The 23,833-nt window shown below is 49.5% G+C and carries 25 protein-coding genes, 1 tRNA gene and 1 riboswitch; of the genes, 21 read left to right on the plus strand and 5 right to left on the minus strand.

Annotation, left to right across the window (positions count from 1 at the left end; all coding sequences use genetic code 11):
* Positions 1-42: 42 nt before the first annotated feature.
* Complete coding sequence (locus tag HER31_RS03940) at positions 43-2,112, minus strand: M13 family metallopeptidase (protein WP_168659375.1); 2,070 nt, start codon at positions 2,110-2,112, stop codon at positions 43-45.
* Between the two features lie 186 nt (positions 2,113-2,298).
* Between HER31_RS03940 and HER31_RS03945 the strand changes: the two genes are divergently transcribed.
* Positions 2,299-2,670 carry a VOC family protein gene (locus HER31_RS03945; RefSeq protein WP_168659376.1) on the plus strand — a complete coding sequence of 124 codons (372 nt, stop codon included), beginning with the start codon at positions 2,299-2,301 and terminating at the stop codon, positions 2,668-2,670.
* A gap of 5 nt (positions 2,671-2,675) precedes the next feature.
* Here the strand turns inward: HER31_RS03945 and HER31_RS03950 are convergent, their stop codons facing one another.
* Positions 2,676-3,572 (minus strand): DMT family transporter, encoded by an 897-nt coding sequence (locus tag HER31_RS03950; protein ID WP_168659377.1) that lies wholly within the window; start codon positions 3,570-3,572, stop codon positions 2,676-2,678.
* A gap of 82 nt (positions 3,573-3,654) precedes the next feature.
* Here HER31_RS03950 and HER31_RS03955 point away from each other — a divergent pair, with 82 nt between their 5' ends.
* From HER31_RS03955 to can, 4 genes are all read left to right on the plus strand, one after another.
* Complete coding sequence (locus HER31_RS03955; protein WP_168659378.1) at positions 3,655-4,473, plus strand: AraC family transcriptional regulator; 819 nt, start codon at positions 3,655-3,657, stop codon at positions 4,471-4,473.
* 52 nt (positions 4,474-4,525) lie between these two features.
* Positions 4,526-5,164, plus strand: a complete 639-nt coding sequence (pdxH, locus tag HER31_RS03960) for a pyridoxamine 5'-phosphate oxidase (protein ID WP_168659379.1) — start codon at positions 4,526-4,528, stop codon at positions 5,162-5,164.
* A 200-nt stretch (positions 5,165-5,364) separates the two neighbouring features.
* Positions 5,365-7,575 (plus strand): sensor domain-containing diguanylate cyclase, encoded by a 2,211-nt coding sequence (locus tag HER31_RS03965; RefSeq protein ID WP_168659380.1) that lies wholly within the window; start codon positions 5,365-5,367, stop codon positions 7,573-7,575.
* A 33-nt stretch (positions 7,576-7,608) separates the two neighbouring features.
* Positions 7,609-8,253: a carbonate dehydratase gene (gene can, locus HER31_RS03970; RefSeq protein WP_168659381.1), complete on the plus strand. Its 645-nt coding sequence runs from the start codon at positions 7,609-7,611 to the stop codon at positions 8,251-8,253.
* 123 nt (positions 8,254-8,376) lie between these two features.
* On the opposite strand, the gene HER31_RS03975 is transcribed toward can, so the two are convergent.
* Together HER31_RS03975 and HER31_RS03980 are read right to left on the minus strand one after the other, a co-directional pair.
* Positions 8,377-8,559, minus strand: coding sequence for a hypothetical protein (locus HER31_RS03975; RefSeq protein ID WP_168659382.1), 183 nt, complete (start codon positions 8,557-8,559; stop codon positions 8,377-8,379).
* Between the two features lie 45 nt (positions 8,560-8,604).
* Positions 8,605-10,362: a M61 family metallopeptidase gene (locus tag HER31_RS03980; RefSeq protein ID WP_168659383.1), complete on the minus strand. Its 1,758-nt coding sequence runs from the start codon at positions 10,360-10,362 to the stop codon at positions 8,605-8,607.
* A gap of 175 nt (positions 10,363-10,537) precedes the next feature.
* On the opposite strand from HER31_RS03980, the gene hinT reads away from it, so the two are divergent.
* From hinT to HER31_RS04050, 14 genes are all read left to right on the plus strand, one after another.
* Entirely contained in the window at positions 10,538-10,888 is a 351-nt protein-coding gene (gene hinT / locus HER31_RS03985; RefSeq protein WP_168659384.1) for a purine nucleoside phosphoramidase, read from the plus strand.
* Positions 10,889-10,896: 8 nt separating this feature from the next.
* Positions 10,897-11,391 (plus strand): PaaI family thioesterase, encoded by a 495-nt coding sequence (locus tag HER31_RS03990; RefSeq protein ID WP_168659385.1) that lies wholly within the window; start codon positions 10,897-10,899, stop codon positions 11,389-11,391.
* Positions 11,392-11,823 (plus strand): PaaI family thioesterase, encoded by a 432-nt coding sequence (locus HER31_RS03995; RefSeq protein ID WP_168659386.1) that lies wholly within the window; start codon positions 11,392-11,394, stop codon positions 11,821-11,823.
* Positions 11,824-11,852: 29 nt separating this feature from the next.
* Positions 11,853-12,239, plus strand: coding sequence for a DUF1425 domain-containing protein (locus HER31_RS04000; protein ID WP_168659387.1), 387 nt, complete (start codon positions 11,853-11,855; stop codon positions 12,237-12,239).
* A 172-nt stretch (positions 12,240-12,411) separates the two neighbouring features.
* Positions 12,412-12,570, plus strand: a complete 159-nt coding sequence (locus HER31_RS04005) for a hypothetical protein (protein WP_168659388.1) — start codon at positions 12,412-12,414, stop codon at positions 12,568-12,570.
* A 126-nt stretch (positions 12,571-12,696) separates the two neighbouring features.
* Positions 12,697-12,815, plus strand: a riboswitch (TPP riboswitch).
* A 99-nt stretch (positions 12,816-12,914) separates the two neighbouring features.
* A complete protein-coding gene (locus HER31_RS04010) occupies positions 12,915-15,026 on the plus strand; it encodes a TonB-dependent receptor (protein WP_168659389.1) in 2,112 nt (703 codons plus the stop codon).
* Between the two features lie 11 nt (positions 15,027-15,037).
* Positions 15,038-15,298 carry a YkoF family thiamine/hydroxymethylpyrimidine-binding protein gene (locus HER31_RS04015; RefSeq protein ID WP_168659390.1) on the plus strand — a complete coding sequence of 87 codons (261 nt, stop codon included), beginning with the start codon at positions 15,038-15,040 and terminating at the stop codon, positions 15,296-15,298.
* On the plus strand, positions 15,267-15,929 hold the full coding sequence (gene pnuC / locus HER31_RS04020) for a nicotinamide riboside transporter PnuC (RefSeq protein WP_420811015.1): 663 nt from the start codon (positions 15,267-15,269) through the stop codon (positions 15,927-15,929). Before HER31_RS04015 ends, pnuC begins: the two co-directional genes overlap by 32 nt.
* Positions 15,904-16,743 carry a phosphotransferase gene (locus tag HER31_RS04025; RefSeq protein WP_168659391.1) on the plus strand — a complete coding sequence of 280 codons (840 nt, stop codon included), beginning with the start codon at positions 15,904-15,906 and terminating at the stop codon, positions 16,741-16,743. Before pnuC ends, HER31_RS04025 begins: the two co-directional genes overlap by 26 nt.
* A gap of 32 nt (positions 16,744-16,775) precedes the next feature.
* A complete protein-coding gene (locus HER31_RS04030) occupies positions 16,776-17,615 on the plus strand; it encodes a DUF6279 family lipoprotein (protein ID WP_168659392.1) in 840 nt (279 codons plus the stop codon).
* Between the two features lie 54 nt (positions 17,616-17,669).
* Positions 17,670-18,257 (plus strand): HvfX family Cu-binding RiPP maturation protein, encoded by a 588-nt coding sequence (locus HER31_RS04035; protein WP_168659393.1) that lies wholly within the window; start codon positions 17,670-17,672, stop codon positions 18,255-18,257.
* Between the two features lie 69 nt (positions 18,258-18,326).
* Positions 18,327-19,745 carry a DNA-3-methyladenine glycosylase 2 family protein gene (locus HER31_RS04040; RefSeq protein WP_168659394.1) on the plus strand — a complete coding sequence of 473 codons (1,419 nt, stop codon included), beginning with the start codon at positions 18,327-18,329 and terminating at the stop codon, positions 19,743-19,745.
* Positions 19,735-20,214, plus strand: coding sequence for a methylated-DNA--[protein]-cysteine S-methyltransferase (locus HER31_RS04045; RefSeq protein WP_275060714.1), 480 nt, complete (start codon positions 19,735-19,737; stop codon positions 20,212-20,214). Before HER31_RS04040 ends, HER31_RS04045 begins: the two co-directional genes overlap by 11 nt.
* A gap of 51 nt (positions 20,215-20,265) precedes the next feature.
* Complete coding sequence (locus tag HER31_RS04050) at positions 20,266-20,814, plus strand: NAD(P)H nitroreductase (RefSeq protein ID WP_168659396.1); 549 nt, start codon at positions 20,266-20,268, stop codon at positions 20,812-20,814.
* 24 nt (positions 20,815-20,838) lie between these two features.
* On the opposite strand, the gene HER31_RS04055 is transcribed toward HER31_RS04050, so the two are convergent.
* Positions 20,839-21,924, minus strand: a complete 1,086-nt coding sequence (locus tag HER31_RS04055; protein ID WP_168659397.1) for an SMP-30/gluconolactonase/LRE family protein — start codon at positions 21,922-21,924, stop codon at positions 20,839-20,841.
* 166 nt (positions 21,925-22,090) lie between these two features.
* Here HER31_RS04055 and HER31_RS04060 point away from each other — a divergent pair, with 166 nt between their 5' ends.
* On the plus strand, positions 22,091-23,323 hold the full coding sequence (locus tag HER31_RS04060; RefSeq protein ID WP_168659398.1) for an alkaline phosphatase family protein: 1,233 nt from the start codon (positions 22,091-22,093) through the stop codon (positions 23,321-23,323).
* Between the two features lie 201 nt (positions 23,324-23,524).
* Positions 23,525-23,612 (plus strand) — tRNA-Ser (locus tag HER31_RS04065).
* The last annotated feature ends 221 nt before the right edge of the window (positions 23,613-23,833 follow it).

The raw sequence follows: 23,833 nt of genomic DNA on the forward strand, positions 1-23,833 counted from the left end.
ACCCCTACACAGTGGCAGGGGTTTGATTATAAATGTTTTGTCTTACCAGATCTTCACGCGTTCAGCTGGCTCGATGTACATCTTGTCGCCTTTGCTAACGTCAAAGGCTTGGTAAAACTCATCGACGTTAGCCAAAGGACCGTTGGCACGGAAATGAGCAGGTGAATGCGGGTCAGTGGCGACACGGTTACGGAGAGATTCCTCTTTGTACTTTGCACGCCAGATTTGAGTGAAGCCAATGAAGAAGCGTTGATCGCCAGTCATGCCATCAATAACCGGAGCTGGCTTGTCTTCTAGCGAATAGTGGTAGGCCTTGTAGCCGATGGTAACACCAGAAAGATCACCGATATTCTCGCCTAAGGTAAGCTTGCCATTAACGTTAAGATCGTCAAACACTTCAAAGGCGTCGTATTGGGCAATAAGCGCATTACCTAAGCCTTTGAAAGCCGCTAAATCTTCGTCGGTCCACCAGTTATTGAGGTTGCCATCGCCATCGTAACGGGAGCCTTGGTCATCAAAGCCGTGGCCCATTTCGTGGCCGATTACTGCACCGATACCGCCATAGTTAACTGCGTCATCAGCATCCATATTGAAGAATGGAGGCTGTAGAATCGCGGCTGGGAATACAATCTCATTTGACGGTGGGTTGTAATAAGCGTTAACCGTTTGTGGGGTCATGTGCCATTCCCACGTATGGATTGGGCCACCGATCTTAGCGACTTCACGCTCGTGCACCAGTATGCCGGAGCGCATACGGTTACCAACCAAATCGTCGGCTTTAACCTCGAGTTTACTGTAGTCTTCCCACTTGTCTGGATAACCAATTTTAGGGGTAAAGGCTGCCAATTTTGCTTTGGCTTTCTGCTTGGTTTCGTCACCCATCCAGGTCAATTCATCAATTGACTGGCCGTAGGCGGTACGAAGGTTTTCAACCAGCACGGTCATACGAGCCTTGGCTTCAGGGGTAAAGTGACGCTTAACGTAAACCTTACCAACCACCTCACCCAGATCACTGTTGACGATATCAACAGCGGTCTTCCAACGGGGCTTCATCTCTTGCTGACCTTGCAGTTTGCGCGAGAAGAAATCGAAGTGCTCCGCTTCAATGTCACTGCTCAGTAGCGGCGAATAGGCGTTCAACGCATGCCAAGTTTGGTAGGTCTTCCACTCTTCAACGCTAAAGCTTTCCATCACAGCGGCTAGCGCTTTGATGTAGTTAGGTTGGTTAATGATGACGTAATCAACATCCGCTACACCTACTGCAGCCATGTATGCAGTCCAATCAAACTTGCCATTCAGTTCCGATAACTCAGCGGTAGCAAATTTGTTGTAACGCTTTTCGCTGTCGCGGTTTTCAACATTGGTATTGTGGTGTTCCGCTAAGGCAGTTTCGATTGCCAAAATTTGTACTGCGGCTTCACTAGGATTAGGCAGATTGGCTAACGCAAACATGTTTTCGATATGGGCTTGGTAGTCCGCACGCAACTTGCTTGAGCGCTCATCGTCCTTGAAGTAGTAATCACGATCTGGCAATGACAAACCGGATTGCCAGATGTGCGCCGCGTAGGTGGTGGAATTCTTGGCGTCGATAGAGACGTAAGGCACAAACGGACTGTTGATGCCGATTTTGGCTGCGTGGCCAAAGTAGGCTGCTAACTCGCTGAAGTCATTGATGCCAGCAATGTTATCTAGCTCAGCCTGAATAGGCTTGAGGCCCAAGGCATTAATGGTGTCGGTGTCCATCACCGAGTTGTACAGTGCGGCAACCTTTTGTTCATCACTGCCTTCGACTAGGTCTGTTTTCCCGGCCAGTTCATTAATGATGTTCTTAACGTCTTTATCGGCTTTATCGCGTAGATCGTAGAACACACCTGTGCTAGTGCGATCCGCCGGTACTTCGTTGTTTTTCAACCAAGTGCCGTTGACGTAATTATAGAAATCATCCTGAGGACGGACGGCGTAATCGAAGGTGCTTTGATCGATACCAGAGCTGAGTGCCTGTTGCACCGCTTGCGCCGTCGCGCTGGTTTCCGCTGTTGAAGCGGTCATTTGGCTGCAACCCGCCAATGCAATGGCGGAGGCACACAGGCCGGTTAATACGATTTTTTTCATCCACTTGTCCCTATGGCTTGACGTTATTTTGACACGATAGTACCGATGGGAGTATCAACGGTCAAAAGGATAGGTAACGATTGTGTTATGCATTTTGTAACCATGTGTTGTTCAACCACATAACTGAGTGAATGAGTAAATTATTTGTTCTCATCGAGAGTGTTAATTGACCATGAGGAATTGGGAATGACCAAAGCGAAGGTAGGTGAGTTTCTGTGGCAAGATCTCACAGTGGCTAATGCCGATGGGGTTGCTGATTTTTATGCCCAAGTTGTAGGTTGGGAAAAGAAAGCGGTACCAATGGGTGACTATAGCGACCACGGCATGATGGTTGCTGACGAGATGAAGGCGGGGATCTGTCATAACCAAGGAGAGAATGCGGCAATACCGCCGCAGTGGTTGCTGTACGTAGCGGTGGCTGATTTGGCTACAAGCGTAGCGACCGTGTCTGCTCTTGGTGGAAAGATCTTAGTGGCGCCGAAGGCGATGGGGGAAGACCAGTTTGCGGTGATTGAAGATCCTGCTGGTGCGGTGTTAGCACTGTACCAGCAGGCTTAAACAATCTAAGCAGGACGAGGGGTGAGGTGAAACAGCGGCTTGGTCAAGCGCTGTGATAACACCACCCCCATTAGGATCAATCCACCGCCAACGATTTGCGCATTGTGGAGCTGCTCACCCAACCAAAAGGCTGCTAACACGCAGGTGATTAGCGGGACTAGATTCATGAACATGGTAGTGCGGCTTGCACCTAAATGAGTAATACCGACCAACCAGCTGTAGGTGGCACACAGTGAACCTGCAATGCCAGCGTAGATGATAAGTGGGATCGCTTCAGCGCTGATCTCTTGGCTTGGGCCGAAAAGATAGAGCGGCAGCTGCCATATCACGCCCAACATAATCTGCATGTACAGTGACTGCCATAGTGTCAGTGGGATCGTCCAGCGCTTGAGCATCACCCCATAGAGCGCATAGGCACTGGCGCCGATAAGCAGCAGTCCATCGCCGTGGTTAATTCCTTGGTCGATAATCGATAGCGGATGGCCATTGGTTAACAGCAGCACCAGCCCAAGGATTGAAACCACCGCACCGATAGCTGTACCAACGGTTGGGGTTTCCCGCATCAGTGGCACACTCAGTAGCAAGGTTAGCAGCGGCACTAGTGCGCCAATTAGCCCCATGTTGGTGGCGCTGGTTGTTTGTGCTGCCATATAGGCTAAGGTTTGGAAAACTACGATGCCTAACAGGGCAAGTACGGCGAGCTTCGGCAGTAATGATCGGATCAATTGACGTTGCTTCCACACACCGGGAGCAACGAATGGGGTCAATATCAGCCCGGCTAATAGCCAACGGGCGAATGAGATAGCGGTTGGTTCGATAACGCCGACCGACATTTTGCCAATAATGTTATTTCCACCCCAGAGACAAACAGCAAGCAGAGGGTAGAGAAAATAGGAGTTCATTTGGAGCTGATACCACTAGCTACGAATTAAGTCATCATTATACTAGTGTCCCGTATGGCTAAGATAACGCAAAACGGACATTATGCAATTGAGTCAAGACACCGCCGCTGAACAGTATCGATACCCACTGCCGTTTGACACTCAATCGGAAGGGATCTATCTGCTCCGTGAAAATTACGCCCCAGAGACTCAGTTCTCAGCTCATCAGCATCCGTGGGGGCAGCTCAACGTTGTTGAAAGTGGAGTGTTGGAGTTCACTATCAACGACAGTTTGATGCTGTCGCCACCACAATACGCCATTTGGATTCCACCAAACACCACCCATTCCAGTTACAGCCGTCGTCACGTAGCCTATCGTGCGGTGTTTATCTCAGTCGCTTGGTCGAAGCTAATGCCCTCCAAACCGTGCATGATTAAGATGACCCCGTTATTGCGAGCTGTATTGGCGGATTTAGGTGAGCGTGGTGTTGCAGCGCCGCAAACCGATGCGGACCTTCGCCTGGGGCAAGTACTGTTGGATCAGTTGTTGCAATCGGAGGCCGAACCGGTCTATTTGCCGTGGTCGAAGGATGCCATGCTCGAACCTATCCTCAGCACCTTAGAGCGCGAGCCTGATAACAATAGAACCTTGTCGGCATGGGCGGCATACCGTCACACCACCGAACGTACTTTAGCCCGTCGATTTCAAAAGCAGCTGCAGATGAGCTTTGTTGAATGGCGTTCTAGACTGCGATTCTTAACTGCCATAGGCATGCTCCGTCAGGGGCTCCCGATTAAAGAGGTTGCACTCAATTTGGGCTTTAGTACCTCGTCTGCGTTTATTGCTCAATTCCGTCGTCATGGTGGCATGTCGCCGGAACAATATCGGCGCGAGCGGAATTTGCTACCCAATCGACTTTGACCGAGGTTGGTTTGCGGTACACTGAGATTGCAGTTAGATAAAGGAGTACAAGGTGAGAGATTTAACCGACATTCGCCGCGAGTATTTGCAAGGCGGATTGCGCAGTAGTGAGCTACCTCAACAACCGCTGGCGCTGTTTGAGCGTTGGATGGATCAAGCCTATAAGGCCGAGTTGATGGATCCGACCTCGATGGTATTGGCCACAGTGGATCAAAACGGCCAACCGTTTCAACGGATTGTACTGCTGAAACAGTTCGATGAAGACGGCTTTGTGTTCTACACCAACTTAGGTAGTCGCAAGTCGCAGCACATTGCTGAAAATAACCAAGTCGGCATGTTGTTTCCGTGGCACGATCTCGAGCGCCAAGTGCACATCACTGGTCGGGCAGAACGTCTCTCCAATATGGAGGCGCTGAAGTATTTCGCGTCCCGACCACGAGACAGCCAATTGGGCGCGTGGGCTTCTAACCAAAGCAGCAAGCTGTCGGCACGGTCAGTGTTAGAGGGTAGTTTCATGAAGATGAAGGATAAATTCGCCAAAGGCGAGATCCCTCTGCCAGATTTTTGGGGCGGTTATCGGGTCAAACCCGACAGCTTTGAGTTCTGGCAAGGGGGCGCTAAGCGCTTACACGATCGCTTTCTGTATCAAAAAACAGGCGCCGCTTGGCAAGTGGATCGCCTAGCGCCGTAGTCTACTGTCGATAGTGCTTCTACCTAAACGCAGCTGTGGCTGCGTTTTTGCTATTTAACCAGCAGTTACGCTGAAATTAAATTCACTAATGGAGTAAAAGTCGTTATCTTTCACAAAGTTGGCTCGTGACTAAATAGAGTGACGTAAAAATTGTTAAAATCATAAGATCAAATAAATAAGCACGGAGCGCTTAGATAACAGTGTTTGCATCCCAGCGACAAGACAGAACAGCAAGTAAGCAACGGTTGTACTGTTATTTAGCAGCAACACTACTGGGCTGTATTGGGTTGCTGGTTAACCTGTTTCCTATTCCGCTGTTTGCCAACGTTCATCTTATTCTCGGTAATGCTGCGATATTGATCGCCTCGGCCCGGTTAGGGCGAGGACCGCTGTTGTGGTGTATGTTACTGACCGTTTCTGGGCTCTACTTTAGCTTCGGCCAGCCGATTAGCTACTTCTTGTTTGGTTTAGAAGCGCTGTTTGTTAATGAGCTTCGTCGCCGTGGCCAATTTCTTCTTTATGCCGATCTAATCTACTGGACGTTGCTAGGCATGCCACTGGCCTACTTGCTGTTCAGCCTCAGCCCTTATCCAAACCAGTATATGCTGTTTAGCGTAGTTAAACAGGGATTCAACGGTGTACTTTATACCGCCATAGCGAGCGTTATTTTAATGTTGATGCCTAAATGGTGGTTGCAGGGGGTAAGCGATCAGGAGGTGGTGAATCGAGATTTTCGTGACAAGCTGAGTTATGGCGTAGTTATCTTAATTAGCTTGTCGTTAATGGTGTCACTCTTGCTCTCGAGTTGCTATCTGATCCGTACTCAACAAGAACTGCTATTTCAACAAATGGATAGCGCTAGTGTTCGAGTGAGTGACGATCTTGAGCAAATCATCAACCGCTACGTTGATGCGATTGAGATTGCGGGCAAATGGATGCCAACCGAAACCGCGGTTCGCCAAGATGCCGTTGCGGAGCTGCATCAACAATACCAAGGGTTTTCAAGCATTTTAGTCGCAAAAAATGATGGATCTGTTGTCGCAGCAACTCCCCGCAGTTACCTTGACCATTCGCCGCAATTTGCGGTGCGCCAATACAGCTATTTAGCCAACAACTTTGCTATTCATAAAACCCAACTCACTGGTGCGCAGTATAGCGGTGAAGATAACGGCGGTTACGTGGTTGTTGCTACTGCGCCGTGGTTCGATCCATTAGGGAATGCCGATGGGGTTATTGAAGCCACTATTAACGTGCAATATCTGCGCTCGCAATTGGATCTCGATGGTCACTTGCGCTTGGTCATAACCGATAGTGATGACCAAGTTGTTATTGCTTCGAAGGGGTTGAACATTGAGCCGCTTAGCCCATTAAAAATCAGCGCCCAGCAGCCAACGGATTCAGCCGCCGTTAATTTGGTCAAACTCAATCAGCATGACGATTTCTTTGAGCAAACTACGTCGTTGACGCAGGGGTGGACCTTACACGTATTAACCGCTTATAAGCCGGTAATTGAACGAGCAGAACAACAGTTCCTCATTGGCCTGTTGATCCTCATTGTCGGTTCGGTTGTGTCGACTATGCTAACCCGCAAGCTCAGCCGCCATTTGACTAAACCATTAGAGATGCTTACCAAGCAGTTGGCATTGCCATACCAAGCGGCGGACTCGATGCGTCGTTTGCCTTTGGGGTCAGCGAGAGAGATTTTGCTGTTGCATCGGGAGTTAAAATATCAACGCCAGTCGATTGCTCAATACCAAGAACAATTAGAAGATAAGGTGGCTAAGCGTACTGCTGAACTAGCGGCAGCGAACACCAAATTAGCCAGACTAGCGCTGCGCGATGGCTTGACTGGTGTCTACAATCGCCGTCACTTTAACGATCGTTTTGAATCATACCGTCAGTACAGTTTGCGCTCTGACCAGCCATTGCTATTAGCGATGATCGACGTAGATCACTTCAAGCGGGTTAATGATAATCATGGCCACCTTGTCGGAGACGATTGTCTTAAAGCGTTGGCTGCGGTTATCCAAACGCACTTTAGTCGAGAGAACGATTTGGTGGTGCGATATGGAGGCGAAGAGTTTTTGTTGTTGCTGCCGCACATGACGATTGAGACGGCGCAGCTTCAGCTTGAACAGTTGCGACTTGCTGTGCAGCACCGTAGCTTGGTAACGCTAGCGGATGGAATGCAGTTAACAGTATCCGTTAGTATCGGTGCGATTATTGCTGATGCTGGCTTGTCCAATAGTTACGATGATTGGGTATTTATTGCCGATCAAGCGCTGTATCGAGCCAAAAATAGTGGCCGTAATCGATTGGAATTAGAAGCTCATGTCGATTCTGCTGTTAAAAACAGCGCTAAACAGGCCCAGACAAGTGCACTTACCACTTCGCTTAATGAACTGGGGTAAACTAGTAGAATTAGTGGGATAGTTGAAAGAGTTATGGCTGAATTACAACATTTGATGGACCGCAACCGTGATTGGGCAAAGCGTGTCACCACCGAAAAACCTGAATTTTTCACCAATTTGGCGCAACAACAATCGCCAGAGTATCTTTGGATTGGTTGCTCAGACAGTCGCGTACCTGCAAATCAGATCATCGATCTGGAGCCAGGTGAGGTGTTTGTTCACCGCAACATAGCCAATGTGGTTAATCACCATGACTTGAACGTCCTCTCAGTACTGCAATACGCTGTTGAAGTGCTTAAAGTTAAGCATATCCTGATCGTCGGTCATTACGGCTGCGGTGGCGTCAAAGCTACACTGGATGGGCAACGTCTTGGGCTTGCAGACAACTGGCTCCGCTCGGTTAAAGAAGTTTATGAAAGCCACAGCGGCGCACTTGACCTGTTACCAGAGGAACAACGCTTTCGTCGTCTGTGTGAATTGAATGTGATTGCGCAGGTGATGAATACCTGTCAAACCACAGTGATCGAATCAGCTTGGGCCCGAGGTCAGGAAGTAAAGATCCACGGTTTAGTCTACGACCTAGCAGATGGTTTACTACGGGATCTGTCGGTTAAGATTGACGGGATGGAACGAGCAGCCATCAGCTGTAACCAAGCGATTCGCGCTCTTATTGAGTAGCGTTAAGCGCACACCCAATAGCGCAGGAAAAAGGGCGAGAGGGAATACCTCTCGCCCTTTTAAAATTTTGGTTGGCGGGATTCTCAGCGCTCTACCTATCTAAGTTCAGTGGTAGAACTGAACTCAGTAGGTGTGGTGATCCTGTTCGCTTTTTTCCTTGTCAGCAAAAATGGAGAGCTGTTCAGCAAACACCAAATGGATCTCTTCTTCGATATCTCGAAGACGTTCACGCAACTCAGCGATTGACTTAGCGTCTTCAAAGCGAGTCTTTAATAATGATTCAAGAGTCTGGTCAGTGTTTAACATCTGTTTCTCCATTACCCGCAACGGGAGCAAATCGAAATGGTCGTCCTAGAGCCAATTTTTGACCAAGGTGCTGTCAGTTTCAACAATAACCACAGTATCTGGCGAGGCCGCCTTTAGCGCAAGCTCTCCTTGCATCAATTCGTCACGACGGAACCAGTGCAGTTGAACCGTTTGCTCGATGCCATATTTCTCGAGCTGCTTTTCAATATTGGTGTTGGCTTGCAGATTGTTGATGGCAATCAGTTTATCGCCTGCGGCTAAGCCGGCTTGTTGAGCACTGCTACCGTTGCGGACGTTGATAATCGAGACGCCCCCGCTGACCGACTTATAGCGCGCACCAAAGTCGATATCGCAGGTTGTTTTACTGCGGCCGCCTTTATCGGTATTGCTGGCGCTGTTACGCAACGTCATGTCGCAACCGAACGTTGCTAACATCTCAGCCAGTGGCAGGTCGTCGGTGCGGTCGAGCCAAGCGAACAGATCGCTGACGTCGCGGCCAAGTAACTCTGCCACAATGTGCTGATGGCTGTCGTTGTTGGTACCAATGCCTTTGGCGCCAAAATCTTGCCATAGACGTTTCATGACGCAATCGAGACTGTGCTTGCCTTCGGTTTCGTGGCGTAGTGTCAAATCTAGCAACAGTGCGAACATGGCGCCCTTAGTGTAGTAGCTGACAATCGCGTTTTGGGCGTTTTCATCTTGCTTATAGAACTTCGTCCAAGCGTTGAAGCTCGACTCACGTAAGGTCTGCTTAAAACGACCAGCGGCGCGGGTTACTCGAGTCATGCCATGGGCCAGCTGATCCAAATAGGTAGCGGTGTCGATGCAGCCAGCACGATACACAATTAGGTCGTCGTAGTAAGAGGTGATCCCTTCATAAGCCCACAGCTGCGTGGTGTAGGTCTCTTCGCTTAGGTTATATGGGGTAAACTCAGCAGGCTTAATTCGTTTGACGTTCCAGTTGTGGAAATACTCGTGGCTGCATAGCGACAAAAAGGTGCGGTAGCCGTCGCTTTGTTCTGTTTCGTGGACACTCGGTAGATCATTACGGCCACATACTAGGGCGGTCGAAGCACGATGTTCGAGGCCACCAAAGCCATCACCGACCACCTGCGTCATAAACAGGTAACGCTCGTAAGGTGCGCCCCCAAACATCTCGATTTGAACTTCACAAATTTTCTTCAGATCGGCGCAGATGCGATCGGTATCGGCCCAATGCTGCCCAGTTAACACCAAATCATGGGGCACACCGCCGGCTTCAAATGTCGCCAGAGTAAACTCACCCATCTCTACTGGATGATCAATAAGTTCAGCGTAGTCGTTAGCACGGTACTGGCCATATTGGTATGTTTGCGCGCCATCAAGTGTCATCGCCGTAGCAACGCGCCATGCTTGATATTGCTCGCCTGCCGGAGCAAGCAACTGCACTGATACAGGCTTGTCTTCTTGGCCAACTAATGCGAGGAAGGTAGCTGAGCCATTAAAGAAGCCGTGAGTTTGATCCAAATGGGCGCCGCGAACGGATAGATCCCAAGCGTACACCTGATATCGAACAGTGAGCTGTTGAGTCTGATTCTGTGCTTGCCAGCTTTGTTTATCGGTTTGCACTAATTCAACCGCATTGCCGGCTTCGTCTTCGGCATTGATATCGATGATATGACGGGCAAAATCACGCACCATGTAGCTGCCTGGTAACCAAGCTGGTAGGTTAAATTGTTGCAGTGGTAATGCTTGGTCAGTGGTAATTTCGACAGCAAATAGGTGGGCGAGGGGATCAATCGGTTGGATCTGATATTGAATCATTCGTTAGAACTTCTTAGTGTTGTTTGTGGCTCGATTGTAGGCTTATCTTTACGGTTTTGTCAGTAATTCAACCACCTGTGGTTCTATTTTGGCAGCAATTATCGACAGCGATTTCTCCTATGGCGCTAGGATTCGTATACTTGCAGCAATTCTCTCCCTTACTAAGGAATAGCACGTGGCTGAAGAGACCATTTTTTCAAAGATTATCCGTGGCGAAATCCCAGCAGACATCGTTTACCAAGACGAACTAGTTACCGCATTTACCGATATTAGCCCCCGCACACCAACGCATGTGCTGATTATCCCAAACATTGTTATCCCTACGTGTAACGACATCACCGCAGAGCATGAGCCAACACTTGGGCGTATGTTTACCGCTGCGGCGAAGATCGCTAAAGCCAAAGGGATTGATGAAGACGGCTATCGCCTTATCGTTAACTGTAATAAACATGGCGGCCAAGAGGTTTACCATATCCATATGCATTTGGTCGGTGGTCAGCCACTAGGCCCAATGCTGGCGGTGTAACTGCAGCTATGGCATTACCCAATCGCGGTGAGATACCGCTAACAGGCTATGCGCAACGATTTGTTGATCAATTAGCGCAGTGTCGAACCTTAGGGATCCGCACCGTTGAAGCCAGTGAACGCCACATCATTTTGGAACTGCCGTATCAAACCCGGATTATTGGCTATCCCGATACTGGCGTAATTCATGGTGGCGTGATTACCACTTTAGCGGACACCGCCTGTGGTGCGGTGGTGGTCTGTGCTCTGCGCCATGCGACCGGTAATGTCGAACTCAGTCCAACCTTGGATCTTCGTGTCGATTACATGATGGCGGCCAAACCAGAGCAACCGGTGTTTTGTTACGCTGAGTGCCACAAGCTCACCAGTGCCATCGCCTTCGTTCGCGCCATTGTGTATCAGGACGATATTAACAATCCGGTGGCTCAAGCGGTGGGCTCATTTATGCGTATTGGCCCTGAGCTGGTGACGGAGCAGTTTCGCAAAGATATGGAAGGCGGCTAGATGGACTTTAAACAGAAGTTACAGCAGGCGGCGACCAGCAAAGATTTTGACGCATTGTTGCAATTGGTTCCCTATGCTCAGTTTATTGGCATGGAGTGTGAGCGCTATGGTGACGAAATGGTATTTCGTCTGCCGGCAAAGGAGGAGAACATCGGTAATCCGATGTTACCGGCATTGCATGGCGGCGTAATGGCAGGGTTTATGGAAATGTCGGCCATTATTCAATTGATGGTAATGATGCAAACCCCAAGGGTACCGAAGATTGTTGATTTTTCGATAGATTACCTTCGGGCTGGGTTACTGAGAGATACCTTTTGTGAGTGCATTATTACTCGACAAGGCCGGCGGGTAGCTAACGTTAATATCAGTATTTGGCAAAGTAGCCGTAAGCAACCGATAGCAACAGCACGGGCTCATTTTTTATTGGAATAGCGAGGCAACTACATCATGAGGAGCGACAGATGAGAGCACTAATTTTAGGGTTATTGTTGGTCATTGGCGGCTGCAGTTCGCAAACCGCTGGGATCGCAGTTCGCTCCGACACTACAGAGGTGCGAGTCGACTCCTACGCGGTTGCCGATGACATTACCTTGGCAGAGGTAAAGCAACGTAATGTCGGCGGTATGCTGCAGGGCAGCGCGTTGATTATCTCGACCACCAGCACCGATCGCTACTGGCAGTACAAGTTTACCTTTTTCGATGTTGAGGGCTTTCCAATCGAAGTTGACAGCAGCAATTGGGTGCCACTAAACCTTCACGGTGGTGAACAACGAGCGCTACAGGCAACGGCGAATAATGCTGGGGCTATCAGTTTTGAGCTGGTTGTTCGTCCAGCAACAGATGAGTAATCACAATAGCTAAAGAGAGTTAGGTTAGGATCACAGCTTAAGTCGATAGTTGCCGAAGTATTGACCATATTCAGGTTTGGTTCAGGTCAGACCATTAAAATATGAACAATGTTTTCGGCCTCATGGAAGATAGTTAGGTGCGGGCCGCCACCTAGTTAATCGGAGCAAAACCATGATCGAACAAGTTATTGAATTCTCGCCAATGTTGCTAGATACCCCAAATATGGCAGTGGTTATTTCCGTTATGACTGTCGGAGCATTCGCCTTGTGGGCGATGGTGGCACACGATATCTACCTTGGTGAAACCATGCCAAAACTGTGGGAAAAGTAAGCGCCATTCGCTTAGCTTAACCATCACGGTCAAGACCAACCCCGCTGATATGCGGGGTTTGTTGTATCTAAAGCTTGATAATAGCCAAACAAATATTGCTCCAGATCACATCTTATCTATATACTTGCCGCTGCCACGGGGTGTGCACAGCAGATTAACTGATTGCTGACTGAGATCCGCATTAGCGGGAACCCGTAGAACCTGATCCGGATAGTACCGGCGTAGGAATGGCTGCTGATTTTAGTTGCATTACGGTTGCCGCAAATGCAGCACAGATCCGCTCAATTCTTTACCCTCACTGCTCTGTCCGATCGCACGTTTTGTTAACAAGTGGATGTTATAACATGCGACGCTCTATTATTGCTTTGGCTGTAGTTTCTTCATTGGCCATCGCCCAAGAACAACCGATTGAAACCATTACTGTTACCGCAGATCTGCGTAACATCGAACTAAACCAGCTGCCTGGTTCTGCCACTGTTATCGACGAAGTTCAGCTTCAAGATGAAGGCGGTGAGCACTTTGAACAGATCCTCGATAATATCCCCAACCTTAACTGGTCTGGCGCTACCTCGCGTCCGCGTTACTTCCAGATCCGCGGTGTTGGTGAGCAAGAGGAATATCAAGGGGCACCGAATAGCTCCGTTGGCTTTATTGTTGATGATATCGACTTATCCGGGTTGGGCATGGCGGCGAGCCTGTACGATCTCGAGCAGGTTGAAGTGTTGCGCGGCCCGCAAGGCACTCAATATGGTGCCAACGCACTGGCTGGTCTTATCTATGTGAAAAGCCAAGACCCAACCGAAGCGGTAGAGTCGGGTATCAGCGTCACCTTGGCAGAAGACAGTCAGCAAACCTACGGTGGTTACGTTTCTGGTGCCTTGACCGATAGCCTTAGCGCTCGGACCGTGTTTCACCTCAACCAGCAAGATGGCTTTCGCGATAACCAATACCTAGGCAAAGACGACACCAACAAGCGCGATGAATTGACCTTCCGTACCAAGTTGTTATGGCAGCCGACAGACAGTTTTGATGCCAAGCTGACCTTCCTTCATGCCAATCTCGACAATGGCTACGATACTTGGACCTTGGACAACAATGGTTACAATAGTTCGAGCGACGAGCCTGGTGAAGACTCGCAGCGCACGAACGGTGCCTCGCTCAATATGCGCTTTGGTGTTAATGACAAGATGTCGCTGCGTACCATTACCAGTTGGACTAATACCCACGCAACTAACTCATTTGATGGTGACTGGTCTAACCCAGACTATTGGAGCGGCAAAGAGTGTGATGATTATGCTGGCGGCACTGAAGCGTGCCAATATGATTACACTTGGGCGAAAGATCAGCAGCGTGACACCTTAAGCCAAGAGATCCGTTTGAGTTCGGAAGAAGCAGGGCGGATCTTTGCCGGCAGCACCGACTGGTTAGTTGGCATCTACGGCAGTCGCCTGCGCGAGACTAACGATCTTGAAAGCTTCTACAATGGCTTTACTGATGAGATGTTAAAGTCCGATTTTGAATCGGAAAGCGTTGCAATATTTGGTCAGTTAGATAGTGAACTGGGCAAATGGTTACTCTCTTTTGGGTTGCGTTTCGAACATCGAGACGTTGAATATAAAGATGATTCCGGTGAAGACTTTGCGCCAGATGAAGACATGTGGGGTGGTCATATCTCGGCGACTTATCGCTGGAACGATCAACACAACAGCTACGTTCGAGTGGCTCGTGGCTATAAAGCCGGTGGCTTTAATATGGGCCTACCGGACTATTTGACCACCAATACCGAGTACGACTCTGAAACTCTCTATAACTACGAAATTGGCCTAAAGAGCACTTGGCTCGATGGCGATCTACGTAGCAATGTTTCACTGTTCTATATGGACCGGAAAGACCAACAGGTTGAAGCATCAATTCAAGACCCAGAGGATCCGCAGCGCTTCATTCTTTATACCAATAACGCCACCGATTCGAGTAACTACGGTGCTGAGATTGAGCTGAGCTATCAACTGCATCGTAACTTGGAACTGCATGGCAGCGCGGGGTGGCTAGAGACCGAATACGATGATTACGTGGTTCAGCTGAGTGAAACTGAATCTCGTGACCTATCTGGTCGTGACTTGGCTCATGCGCCGAATTACCAGTTTGCTATTGGCGCGACCTACCGTAACGATCAAGGTTGGTTTGCCAATGTAAACCTGAGTGGTAAAGATGAGTTTTATTACTCAGACACCAATGACTCCACTTCTGACTCCTACCAAGTACTTGATGCTAAAGTAGGCTACGAAGCAAGCGACTGGTCGGTGTACGTCTGGGGACGTAACCTTACCGATGAAGAGTATGGCGTCCGCGGCTTCTACTTCGGCAATGAACCGGATCTCGGTTGGGCCGACAAACAGTACATTCGCTACGGTGATCCGCAGCAACTTGGCGTAACCTTTAACTACCACTTCATGTAAGGAAAGCGACTATGCAGTTAAGTGTCGAAATTAGCCTTTACCCATTGCAGGATAACTACTTAGAGATCATTAAGTGGTTTATCGATCGTGTTGACGCCTACCCAGACGTACAACGACTTACCAACGGCATGAGCACCCAGCTTGGCGGCGATTACGACGTGGTGATGGCGTTGTTGGCAACCGAGATGAAAGCGGCTCATCAGCAGTGGGGCCGTGGTGTGTTTGTCTGCAAGTTTATTCCTGGCGGGGTTAATCTTGACCACAGTGAGTGATTGGTTAAGCGGCATCTTGGCAGATGCCGCTATCATGACCGGTTGGGAAGCGGTAGCGGTGGTGCTAGCAATTGCTTATCTCTTGTTAGCCATGAAACAAAGTCTGTGGTGTTGGGCTGCTGCGGCCATAAGTACCACGATATACATTGTCCTGTTTTGGCATGTAAGCCTGTTGATGGAGTCTGCACTGAGCATTTTCTATCTAGTGATGGCCGCTGTTGGTTTTTATCAATGGCGTTTTGGTGGTAATCGGGGCGAAGGTACCCCATTGATCCGCTGGAGTGTTAACAAACACCTTAGTGTTATTGGTACCACCGCACTGCTAGGCATTGGCTTGGGTTACGTTATGGCGACTCAAACCTCCGCTGATTTTGCCTATCTTGATGCGCAAACCACCTGTTTTGCCGTGGTTGGCACCTGGATGTTGGCGAAGAAAGTGGTTGAGAATTGGTTGTATTGGGTGGTGATCGACTTAGTCTCTATCTACCTCTATTTCAACAAAGGATTAATGCTTACTTCTGCCTTGTTTGTCGCCTATGTGGTGCTGGCATACATCGCTTATCGCCAGTGGCAGCAACAGTTAGAACAACAGCAAAACCAGCCGAATGACGGTCAACTTAACCCAGCCTAAAATGATGTGGCATCAAGCGATGCCACATATCCCGTTGCAACATATCGAACCGCTTAACGGTGCCACCGTAAACCAATTGTTTTTGGTTACCGCCGATGGCCGTCAATGGGTGCTGCGGTTGCATGCCGCTGCTGCTGTGGTTGATAGAATTCAAGAGCGAGAACAATGGTACTTGGCTGCTGCCGCTGGCCTTGCACCAGAGTTACATTATTGGTCAGCTGATAACGGCTTTTGCATCAGCGAACTTGGCGGTTCTAACCCTAACAAACTAGAGTCAGCCCCGTTGCTGCGGTTACTTAATAGGTTGCACCAATTAGCCCCGATAACGCCACCAATAAGCTATTGCGATCAGATAGAGCGCTACCTTAGCGGCGTGAGTAGTGCCCCTTTAGCTCAGTGGCTGGCGCTACAGCAACAGTGGCAACAACAACTATACCGCAGTGAGCTAGCCCCCTGTTTTTGTCATCATGATCTTCACGCAGGCAATATCCTTGAGCGGCAACAACATTATCTCGCCATCGATTTCGAGTATGCCTCATTTGGCCATCCACTGTTTGATGTCGCGGTGGCACGTGCACAGTTACCAATTGAGCAGCAACAGCAATTCGTTGTTGAGTACTATGCTCTGCGTCAATTGCCATACACAGCTAACGAACAGCGAGCTTTGCGAGCGGCGACCGCGCTGTGGCACCTGACTAACTGCGCTTGGTCATTGGCGCAACTCCATCAAGTCGGGACACATTCAGATACAGTCGCGATAAATAAATGGTGTAAAAACAGCAAGGATTGGCTTAGCTTGAATATGGTTAGCTGATATTGGCCTTGGGCTGATACTAAGGAGATTATGTGCAGCGCGGACTAATAGTAGCCATTTTGTTGATTTTCCTTGCCGGATGCTCGGCTCGATTTGTCTATAACTGGATGGATTGGATTGTGCCTTGGGAAGTTGATGATTATGTCGATTTAAGCCGTGATCAAACTAAGGCGCTGGATCAACTGATTGAGTCAACCTTAGCATGGCACCGAGTTAATGAGCTGCCCCAATACGTACAACACATTGATGATCTTGAAGCGGCGTTAGAGCAACCGATGACGCCTGAACGAGTACAGAGCCAACTCGACCGATTCGAAGAGCACTGGAATCGCCTATACCAACACCTCGTTCCTGATGTTATCCCTGCGCTACAAGATCTGACCGATGAACAGGTGCAGCAGATCATCGACACTGCCCAAGATGAAGAGGATGAGTTGCGGCAGGAGTATCAAGATCTCACCATCGACGAGCGGATCGAAAAATCCAATAAATCGATGAAGAAGGGGATGAAGAAACGCATCGGCCGTTTGAGCGAGCAACAACAGCAACTGATTGAACAGTTCAACGACAGTCGCCATCGTTCACTCAAAGAGTGGTTTAGCTATCGCGACCGTTACATGCAACTGTTGATTTTGGGCTTAACAGAGCGGGCTGATAGTGAAAAGTTAGCGCAACGCTTGCGGTTATTATTGATTGATTACGATGAGCTTAAGTCGCTAGAACATAAAAAGATTCTCGACTTTAATCGACAATTGTTGGTGGTTTATCTAGCGGATATGCACAGTTCGCTCAGCAATAAACAACTAAAGCGGTTAGTAGAGGACCTCGATTCACTACGAGAGGACTTTATATATCTGCAACGGGCGCAATAAAACCGACAGCGGCTCGGTCTATTGCTTTAAGTTGAGTACAAAGGATTTCTCGAAATGACAGCAATTACCCAATTGTGGCACCGTTTTTTTTCTCAAACCCAAGTGGCTGAAGGCTTAGCACCGTTGGCACTACGGTTATACCTCGCGCCGGTGTTAATGCAGGCCGGCTACAACAAACTCAGTGCCTTTGAAGACACCGCGGCGTGGTTTGGTAACCCAGATTGGGGCTTAGGTTTGCCCTTTCCTGAGTTGATGACGGCATTGGCTGCCGGTACTGAATTGTTTGGCGGAGCGCTGCTCGTGATTGGCCTATTTACTCGACTGGTGGCGATCCCAATGATGGTTACCATGTTGGTGGCTGCGTTTGCGGTGCATTGGCAAAATGGCTGGTTAGCGATTGCCGATGCTAGCTCGTGGTTGGCGAATGAGCGCGTACTCGACTCGGTTGAAAAGCTAGATCGCGCTAAAGTCATTTTGCAAGAGAACGGCAACTACGATTGGCTAACTAGCTCCGGCAGTGTAGTGGTGTTGAACAATGGTATCGAATTCGCCATTACCTATTTTGTTATGCTACTTGCGCTGTACTTTATGGGCGGTGGCAAGTACACCAGTGTGGATTATTACTTAACTCGAAAGCAGTAATAACAAGCTCAGATTAGTCATGGCCGAAATTGGCTAGTTGATTTGAATTAGTGTGGTTATGCTTAAGCCATGACCACGTTAACGCTCTCCTCCCAACAGTGTCGGCAGGCACGACTCGCCAAAGATCCCCGTTTCGACGGGCGCTTTTTTACCGGTGTTCACAGCACCAAAATCTATTGCCGCAGTGTTTGCCCTGTGCACCCACCGCTTGAGAAGAATGTCAGTTATTTTGCTACCCCAGCAGAAGCAGAGCAGGCTGGCTTGCGCCCATGCTTACGCTGCCGCCCTGAGTTGGCACCGCCAGGGGCAGATTGGCGCAAGCATCAACCTCGACTTAGCCGCGCGGTGACGTTATTGCACAGCCATGACGTTACCAGCGTAAGGGAGCTAGCCCAAGCCTGCTATTTGAGCGAGCGGCAACTGCGGCGGTTGTTTCAGCAACATCTTGGTGTATCGCCTTTGCAGGCACTGCAAACCCATAGATTATTGCAAGCTAAGCAGCTATTGACCGACTCAAGTTTAACTATTACTGAAGTGGCGTACGCCAGTGGCTACCAGAGTGTGCGTCGGTTTAATGATGCTTTTGTGCAACACTATCGCTTGGCACCAAGCCGTTTTCGTCAGCAGACTGATGTCAGTGAGAGCAGTGCGCTGGTATTGCGACTGCCGTTTCGCCGGCCCTTTGATTATCAGAACCTGCTTGGTTTTTTCGAAGCTCGAGCGATTGATGGGGTTGAGTGGGTTGAGGATGGCCGATTTCATAAACGCCTTAGCCCGTCACAAAACATGATGGTTGAGATGGGGGAACAGCAGTTGCTGGTCACCCTGACTGGAGTCGCTCCCCAGCATTTACCAGATTATCGGCTCCGTCTCCGGCGGATGTGGGATCTGGATGCTGACCCGCTGATTATTGCAACTGATTTGAATAAGCAGCCGTCAATGGCGGCGTTGGTCGAGGCCTACCCAGGCTTGCGTTTAGCGGCATACTGGGATGGTTGGGAAGCGCTACTGCGAGCGATTCTTGGGCAGCAAGTCACTATCGAAGCAGGGCGTAAGTTGTTATCGAAACTGGTTGCTATCCACACTGATGCAGGCGGTTTTGGCTTACCGTCGCCGCAACAATTACTGAGTTTGGATATCGCTCCATTGGGAATACCCGGTAGCCGCAAGCAAACCCTTTATCGAGTTGCTGCCGCGGCAGTCGATTGGGATCTCCATCGCTGGCCAGATGTTGAACGGCTGAGCGAACCATTATTAGCGGTTAAGGGAGTAGGGCCGTGGACAGTAGCTTATTGGCGTTTACGTAGTGGGATGGACTCGGATAGTTTACCCAGCGGTGATGTGGTGCTGCGTAAAGCAGCGGCACAGCAGGGATTGGCTAACGATGCAGCTGAGTTAGAAGTCGTGGCTCAGTTATGGCGCCCTTGGCGAAGTTATGCCACTAATTTATTGTGGCGCAGTACAGTAGAAGGTAATGATGTTTTATAGTGAATTAGTAACCCCATTGGGAAAGGTTCTAATTGTTGGTGATGAACAAGGGCTGCGACAGGTTGCCTTTCAGCACGGGGCACAACCGCAGCGTATCGAAGCGGATTGGCAGCGCAACGACCAGGCACTGGCCCAAGCACGACAGCAGTTATGCCAATACTTTGCCGGTGAGCGACAGCAGTTCGAGCTAACGCTCGCGCCTAAAGGGACTGAATTTCAACAGCAAGTATGGCGCGCCTTGGTGGAGATCCCTTATGGGCAGACTGCCAGTTATGGCGAGGTTGCCAACCAGATTGGCAAACCTAAAGCGGTGCGGGCACTCGGTGCGGCTAACGGTAAAAACCCACTGGCGGTGGTGGTGCCGTGTCACCGAGTAATTGGTGCCAACGGTACCTTGACTGGCTATGCCGGTGGGCTCGCTTTAAAAGCGCAGTTGTTGCAGTTGGAACAACCTGATCTACTGCGTTAAAGTCAGGTAAGATGGCAAATGAGAATCAACTCGATCTAAACCGGAGCTGCCATGGATGCGCAACAACTTCTTCTTAATCGTCACTCTCAGCCTCGATTAACTGAGCCGGGCCCTAATCCTGACCAACTACAACTGATTCTGCAGGCGGCGTTGCGGGCGCCAGATCACGCCATGCTTAAACCGTACGAATTTGTGGTCGCGCAGGAAGAAGGGTTGAACCGCTTAGGTGAGATCTTTTTCGAGTCAGCCCAAGCCAGCGGAGACAGTGGTGAGAGTTTGGCTCGAGCTCGATTGTTACCGACTCGAGCACCAATGGTGATTACGGTAATCGCTAAGGTGACCGAGCACCCGAAGGTCCCACCGATAGAACAGCACCTTACGGCTGGTTGCGCATTGTTGCAGATGCAGCAGATGGCGTTAGCACTTGGCTTGGGTGGCGTTTGGCGTAGCGGAAATTTTGCCCGGGATAATGTGGTCCGCGACGCGTTCGGGCTGCAACAACAGGATGAGATTGTTGGCTTTCTTTATCTTGGTACTCCAGTTAAAGCCACTCAGCCAACCACAGCCAAAGCAATCACTCCCTACTGGCGCCTGTTGTAGTGGTGTCGTTTCATTTCATTCGCCTTAGTCATTAGCAATTAGCGGCCAAGGGAGTAGGGCGATGGCAGGTTGATGCAAGCTTGATAAATAAAGGGTATCCCCCTGCAACAGGGCCCCGGTGACATGGGCATACCCACCTTGAGGATCTTGTAAGTTAAAACGGATTTGACCTCGCTGATCAAAACCAACCACATGGCCATAACGAGTCGCTTGCGGCCGAATTGTGGCAGGCAGTCGTTGAATCATTTTTCGGAGCTGTGGCTTGTTAGCCAACCAATCCAATAGGGCATTACGAGGTGAGACCAGCCCGAGCCAATAGGTGCCATCATCGGCGCGGCTTAGGTTATCGGGAAAGCCCGGTAAGTTGTCGAGTAGTACTTCCGCTTGGCCTTGGTTATCGCCCTTTAGGTGCAGCTTTAATACTCGATAATGTCCAGTCTCCGCGACTAATAGGCTGCGGTCGTTATCCGCTAATGCTACGCCGTTGGCAAAGTTAAGCCCGGTTAAGATGACCGTGGCCGTCCCTGTCACGGGATCAAACTGAATGACTCGACCGCTGCCCGCATGTTCGTTAACGTCGATCATGCTGGCTTGATAGGTGCCATATTGCTGCGCCGCGTGTCGGGTCGTGGATTCACTAAGATATAGGGTGCCATCGGCGGCAATCGCCACTGAGTTGGCGTAGATAAGCGCTTGGCCACCAACCTCGGTCAGTACCTTCGTCAAGGTGCCATTGGGTTCTAACCGCAATAGACCTTGGTGAGCATCGGCAATGTAGAGATTGTTATGTCGGTCGAATTGCAATCCCAGTGGCCGACCTCCGGTGTTGCTAACAATCTTCAGCTCGCCATTAATGATGCAACCAATGTCGCCGTTGCTTAAGCCGAAGTAAACCTTACCCCGGTTATCTGCAGCTAAGGTCTCTGGCCCTGGGAATGGTGTTGCTATCGTTGTTAGTGCAGCGAGCTGTTGGTTGGAGCTAAATGGCGCCTGATAGCCCCGATCGCTCGGTGGCTGCCATGACATGGGGTTAATTGGCACTGGCCATGAACTGAGATAGACCAGAGTTGCAACCAGCAGCGATGCAATGCTTAGCTTCCATGCAGACATTGAGGTTTCCTTTGTATTTTTAACCTTGTAACTTGGTCCTATTCTAAGGTTTAGTAAATAGCTAGATGATGTTTGAGTAACAATAGCTGCAATCACATTGGGTTAAGTTGATCCTGTTGTGAGCATCGATTGGCAACCAAAGTGGTGGTGACGAGTGTTAAAAGCGATGTTGAGAGTGTTCCAAGCTATTCTGCTGGTAGCAGTATTGACCCCAGTAACAGCTACGGCACAAGATTTGAAACCTTATCTACTGGTGATATCAATCGACGGTATGCGTTGGGATTACCTCGATGTTCATCAACCCACTAACCTGCTGGCGTTTGCACAACATAGCGCACAGGTGAAGCACCTCATTCCTGCGTATCCTAGTAAAACCTTTCCAAATCACTATAGCTTGGTGACCGGTTTATATCCGCAGCATCACGGCATTGTTGGTAACCGTTTTTATAGCCCAGAGCTGGGGCGAGAATACAACATGCGTGACGCTAGAACGGTGACTGACGGAAAATTCTATGGCGGCGTACCAATTTGGTCGTTGGCGGAACAACAGGGGCTAAAATCAGCGGTGTACTTTTGGCCGGGCTCAGAAGCTGAAATCGCTGGCGAACGCCCGAGTTACTATAAGAAATATTCCAGCAAGGTAAGCAGTAGTAAACGGATTAAGCAGGTGATTGATTGGTTTGAGTTGCCTGAGAACGAGCGACCGCAATATGTCTCCGTTTATTTTTCTTCGGTCGACTCGGTTGGCCACAGCAATGGACCGTTCCACCCGCGTACTGGCAAAACCCTGCGCAAACTGGACGTGCGTATCGGTCAACTATTGGCTGAGATAGAAACATTACCGATGGCGGTTAATGTCATCATCACTTCAGATCATGGTATGCGCTCGTTGGTTGATATGCCCAAGGTGTTGATTGATAGACGGCTGGGAGCATGGCGTAAGGCTCGCGCCTCGTTTCGAGTGATTGGCAATGGTTCATTGATTCAGTTTTATCATCAAGGTGGCGGCGATAAAACCGCAGAGTTAGCGAAATTGCGCTCTGTGCTGGATGGCTTTGATGATAGCCAGTTCTATACCCGCGAGGAGATCCCTGCTGAGCTTAACTTTTCTGAACACAGTGCGATTGGCGATGCGGTGCTGATGAGTAATAGCCACTATTTAACCTATCGTGATGCCAAACCGGCTCCGGCAGGCGGCCACGGCTTTGATCCGAACATAGACCCTGATATGCATACCCTGTTGCTGGCTTCTGGGCCTGCATTTCAACCGCAGGTGGTTGTCGATAGTGCTGACAATGTTGATCTATACCCATTAATGGCGCAGATATTAGGTTTGACCATTGAGCAACCAATCGATGGTGAATTGAAAATTTTGCGGCCATTACTTAAGCCTGATTGATGTTTGCGCAGGCGGCTTGCTCAACGGAACTTACGGTGCATGTTAATTCAACGAGTTGGCGATAGTGTAGGCGTTCGGTCATATTCTTCTATATCTGCCCTTGACCCATTACCGTTCCGACAGTAAAGTTACGCCCCGTTGCTGAGGCGCAAGCCCAACAGCAGTTCGAGTGAGAACTCGATAAACATCGAACAATTTAAAGGTCAGGTGTCCGAGTGGCTGAAGGAGCACGCCTGGAAAGTGTGTATACGGCAACGTATCGAGAGTTCGAATCTCTCCCTGACCGCCATATAAACAACAACGCCCCGCACGAAAGTGCGGGGCGTTTTTGTTTGGTTGTGTACCAATTTAGTGTTGTTCTTGCTAATGCTGTTAAAGCTCCCCCCTAATGCATACAAGAATGTGCCGTCGCCACCGCGACATCCTCCCCTAAAGCACCAAAATCGCTTGATATAAACCTCAGCAGCTAACTACGACACAGCCTTTTTGTTTATGTGGTCAGTGGATGTT

The organism is Ferrimonas lipolytica (assembly GCF_012295575.1).
GTDB lineage: Bacteria > Pseudomonadota > Gammaproteobacteria > Enterobacterales > Shewanellaceae > Ferrimonas > Ferrimonas lipolytica.

Bases quoted from the DNA above. Each gene is read 5' to 3' on its own strand.
- HER31_RS03975 (WP_168659382.1), bottom strand. From the start codon at position 8,559: ATGTTAAACACTGACCAGACTCTTGAATCATTATTAAAGACTCGCTTT.
- HER31_RS04015 (WP_168659390.1), top strand. From the start codon at position 15,038: ATGCAGTTAAGTGTCGAAATTAGCCTTTACCCATTGCAGGATAACTAC.
- HER31_RS04005 (WP_168659388.1), top strand. From the start codon at position 12,412: ATGATCGAACAAGTTATTGAATTCTCGCCAATGTTGCTAGATACCCCA.
- HER31_RS04010 (WP_168659389.1), top strand. From the start codon at position 12,915: ATGCGACGCTCTATTATTGCTTTGGCTGTAGTTTCTTCATTGGCCATC.
- HER31_RS03945 (WP_168659376.1), top strand. From the start codon at position 2,299: ATGACCAAAGCGAAGGTAGGTGAGTTTCTGTGGCAAGATCTCACAGTG.
- can (WP_168659381.1), top strand. From the start codon at position 7,609: ATGGCTGAATTACAACATTTGATGGACCGCAACCGTGATTGGGCAAAG.
- HER31_RS04050 (WP_168659396.1), top strand. From the start codon at position 20,266: ATGGATGCGCAACAACTTCTTCTTAATCGTCACTCTCAGCCTCGATTA.
- HER31_RS03950 (WP_168659377.1), bottom strand. From the start codon at position 3,572: ATGAACTCCTATTTTCTCTACCCTCTGCTTGCTGTTTGTCTCTGGGGT.
- HER31_RS04025 (WP_168659391.1), top strand. From the start codon at position 15,904: ATGACGGTCAACTTAACCCAGCCTAAAATGATGTGGCATCAAGCGATG.
- HER31_RS03980 (WP_168659383.1), bottom strand. From the start codon at position 10,362: ATGATTCAATATCAGATCCAACCGATTGATCCCCTCGCCCACCTATTT.
- HER31_RS04055 (WP_168659397.1), bottom strand. From the start codon at position 21,924: ATGTCTGCATGGAAGCTAAGCATTGCATCGCTGCTGGTTGCAACTCTG.
- HER31_RS04060 (WP_168659398.1), top strand. From the start codon at position 22,091: ATGTTGAGAGTGTTCCAAGCTATTCTGCTGGTAGCAGTATTGACCCCA.
- HER31_RS04000 (WP_168659387.1), top strand. From the start codon at position 11,853: ATGAGAGCACTAATTTTAGGGTTATTGTTGGTCATTGGCGGCTGCAGT.
- HER31_RS04045 (WP_275060714.1), top strand. From the start codon at position 19,735: ATGTTTTATAGTGAATTAGTAACCCCATTGGGAAAGGTTCTAATTGTT.
- HER31_RS03940 (WP_168659375.1), bottom strand. From the start codon at position 2,112: ATGAAAAAAATCGTATTAACCGGCCTGTGTGCCTCCGCCATTGCATTG.
- HER31_RS03995 (WP_168659386.1), top strand. From the start codon at position 11,392: ATGGACTTTAAACAGAAGTTACAGCAGGCGGCGACCAGCAAAGATTTT.
- HER31_RS04040 (WP_168659394.1), top strand. From the start codon at position 18,327: ATGACCACGTTAACGCTCTCCTCCCAACAGTGTCGGCAGGCACGACTC.
- HER31_RS04035 (WP_168659393.1), top strand. From the start codon at position 17,670: ATGACAGCAATTACCCAATTGTGGCACCGTTTTTTTTCTCAAACCCAA.
- HER31_RS03955 (WP_168659378.1), top strand. From the start codon at position 3,655: ATGCAATTGAGTCAAGACACCGCCGCTGAACAGTATCGATACCCACTG.
- HER31_RS03990 (WP_168659385.1), top strand. From the start codon at position 10,897: ATGGCATTACCCAATCGCGGTGAGATACCGCTAACAGGCTATGCGCAA.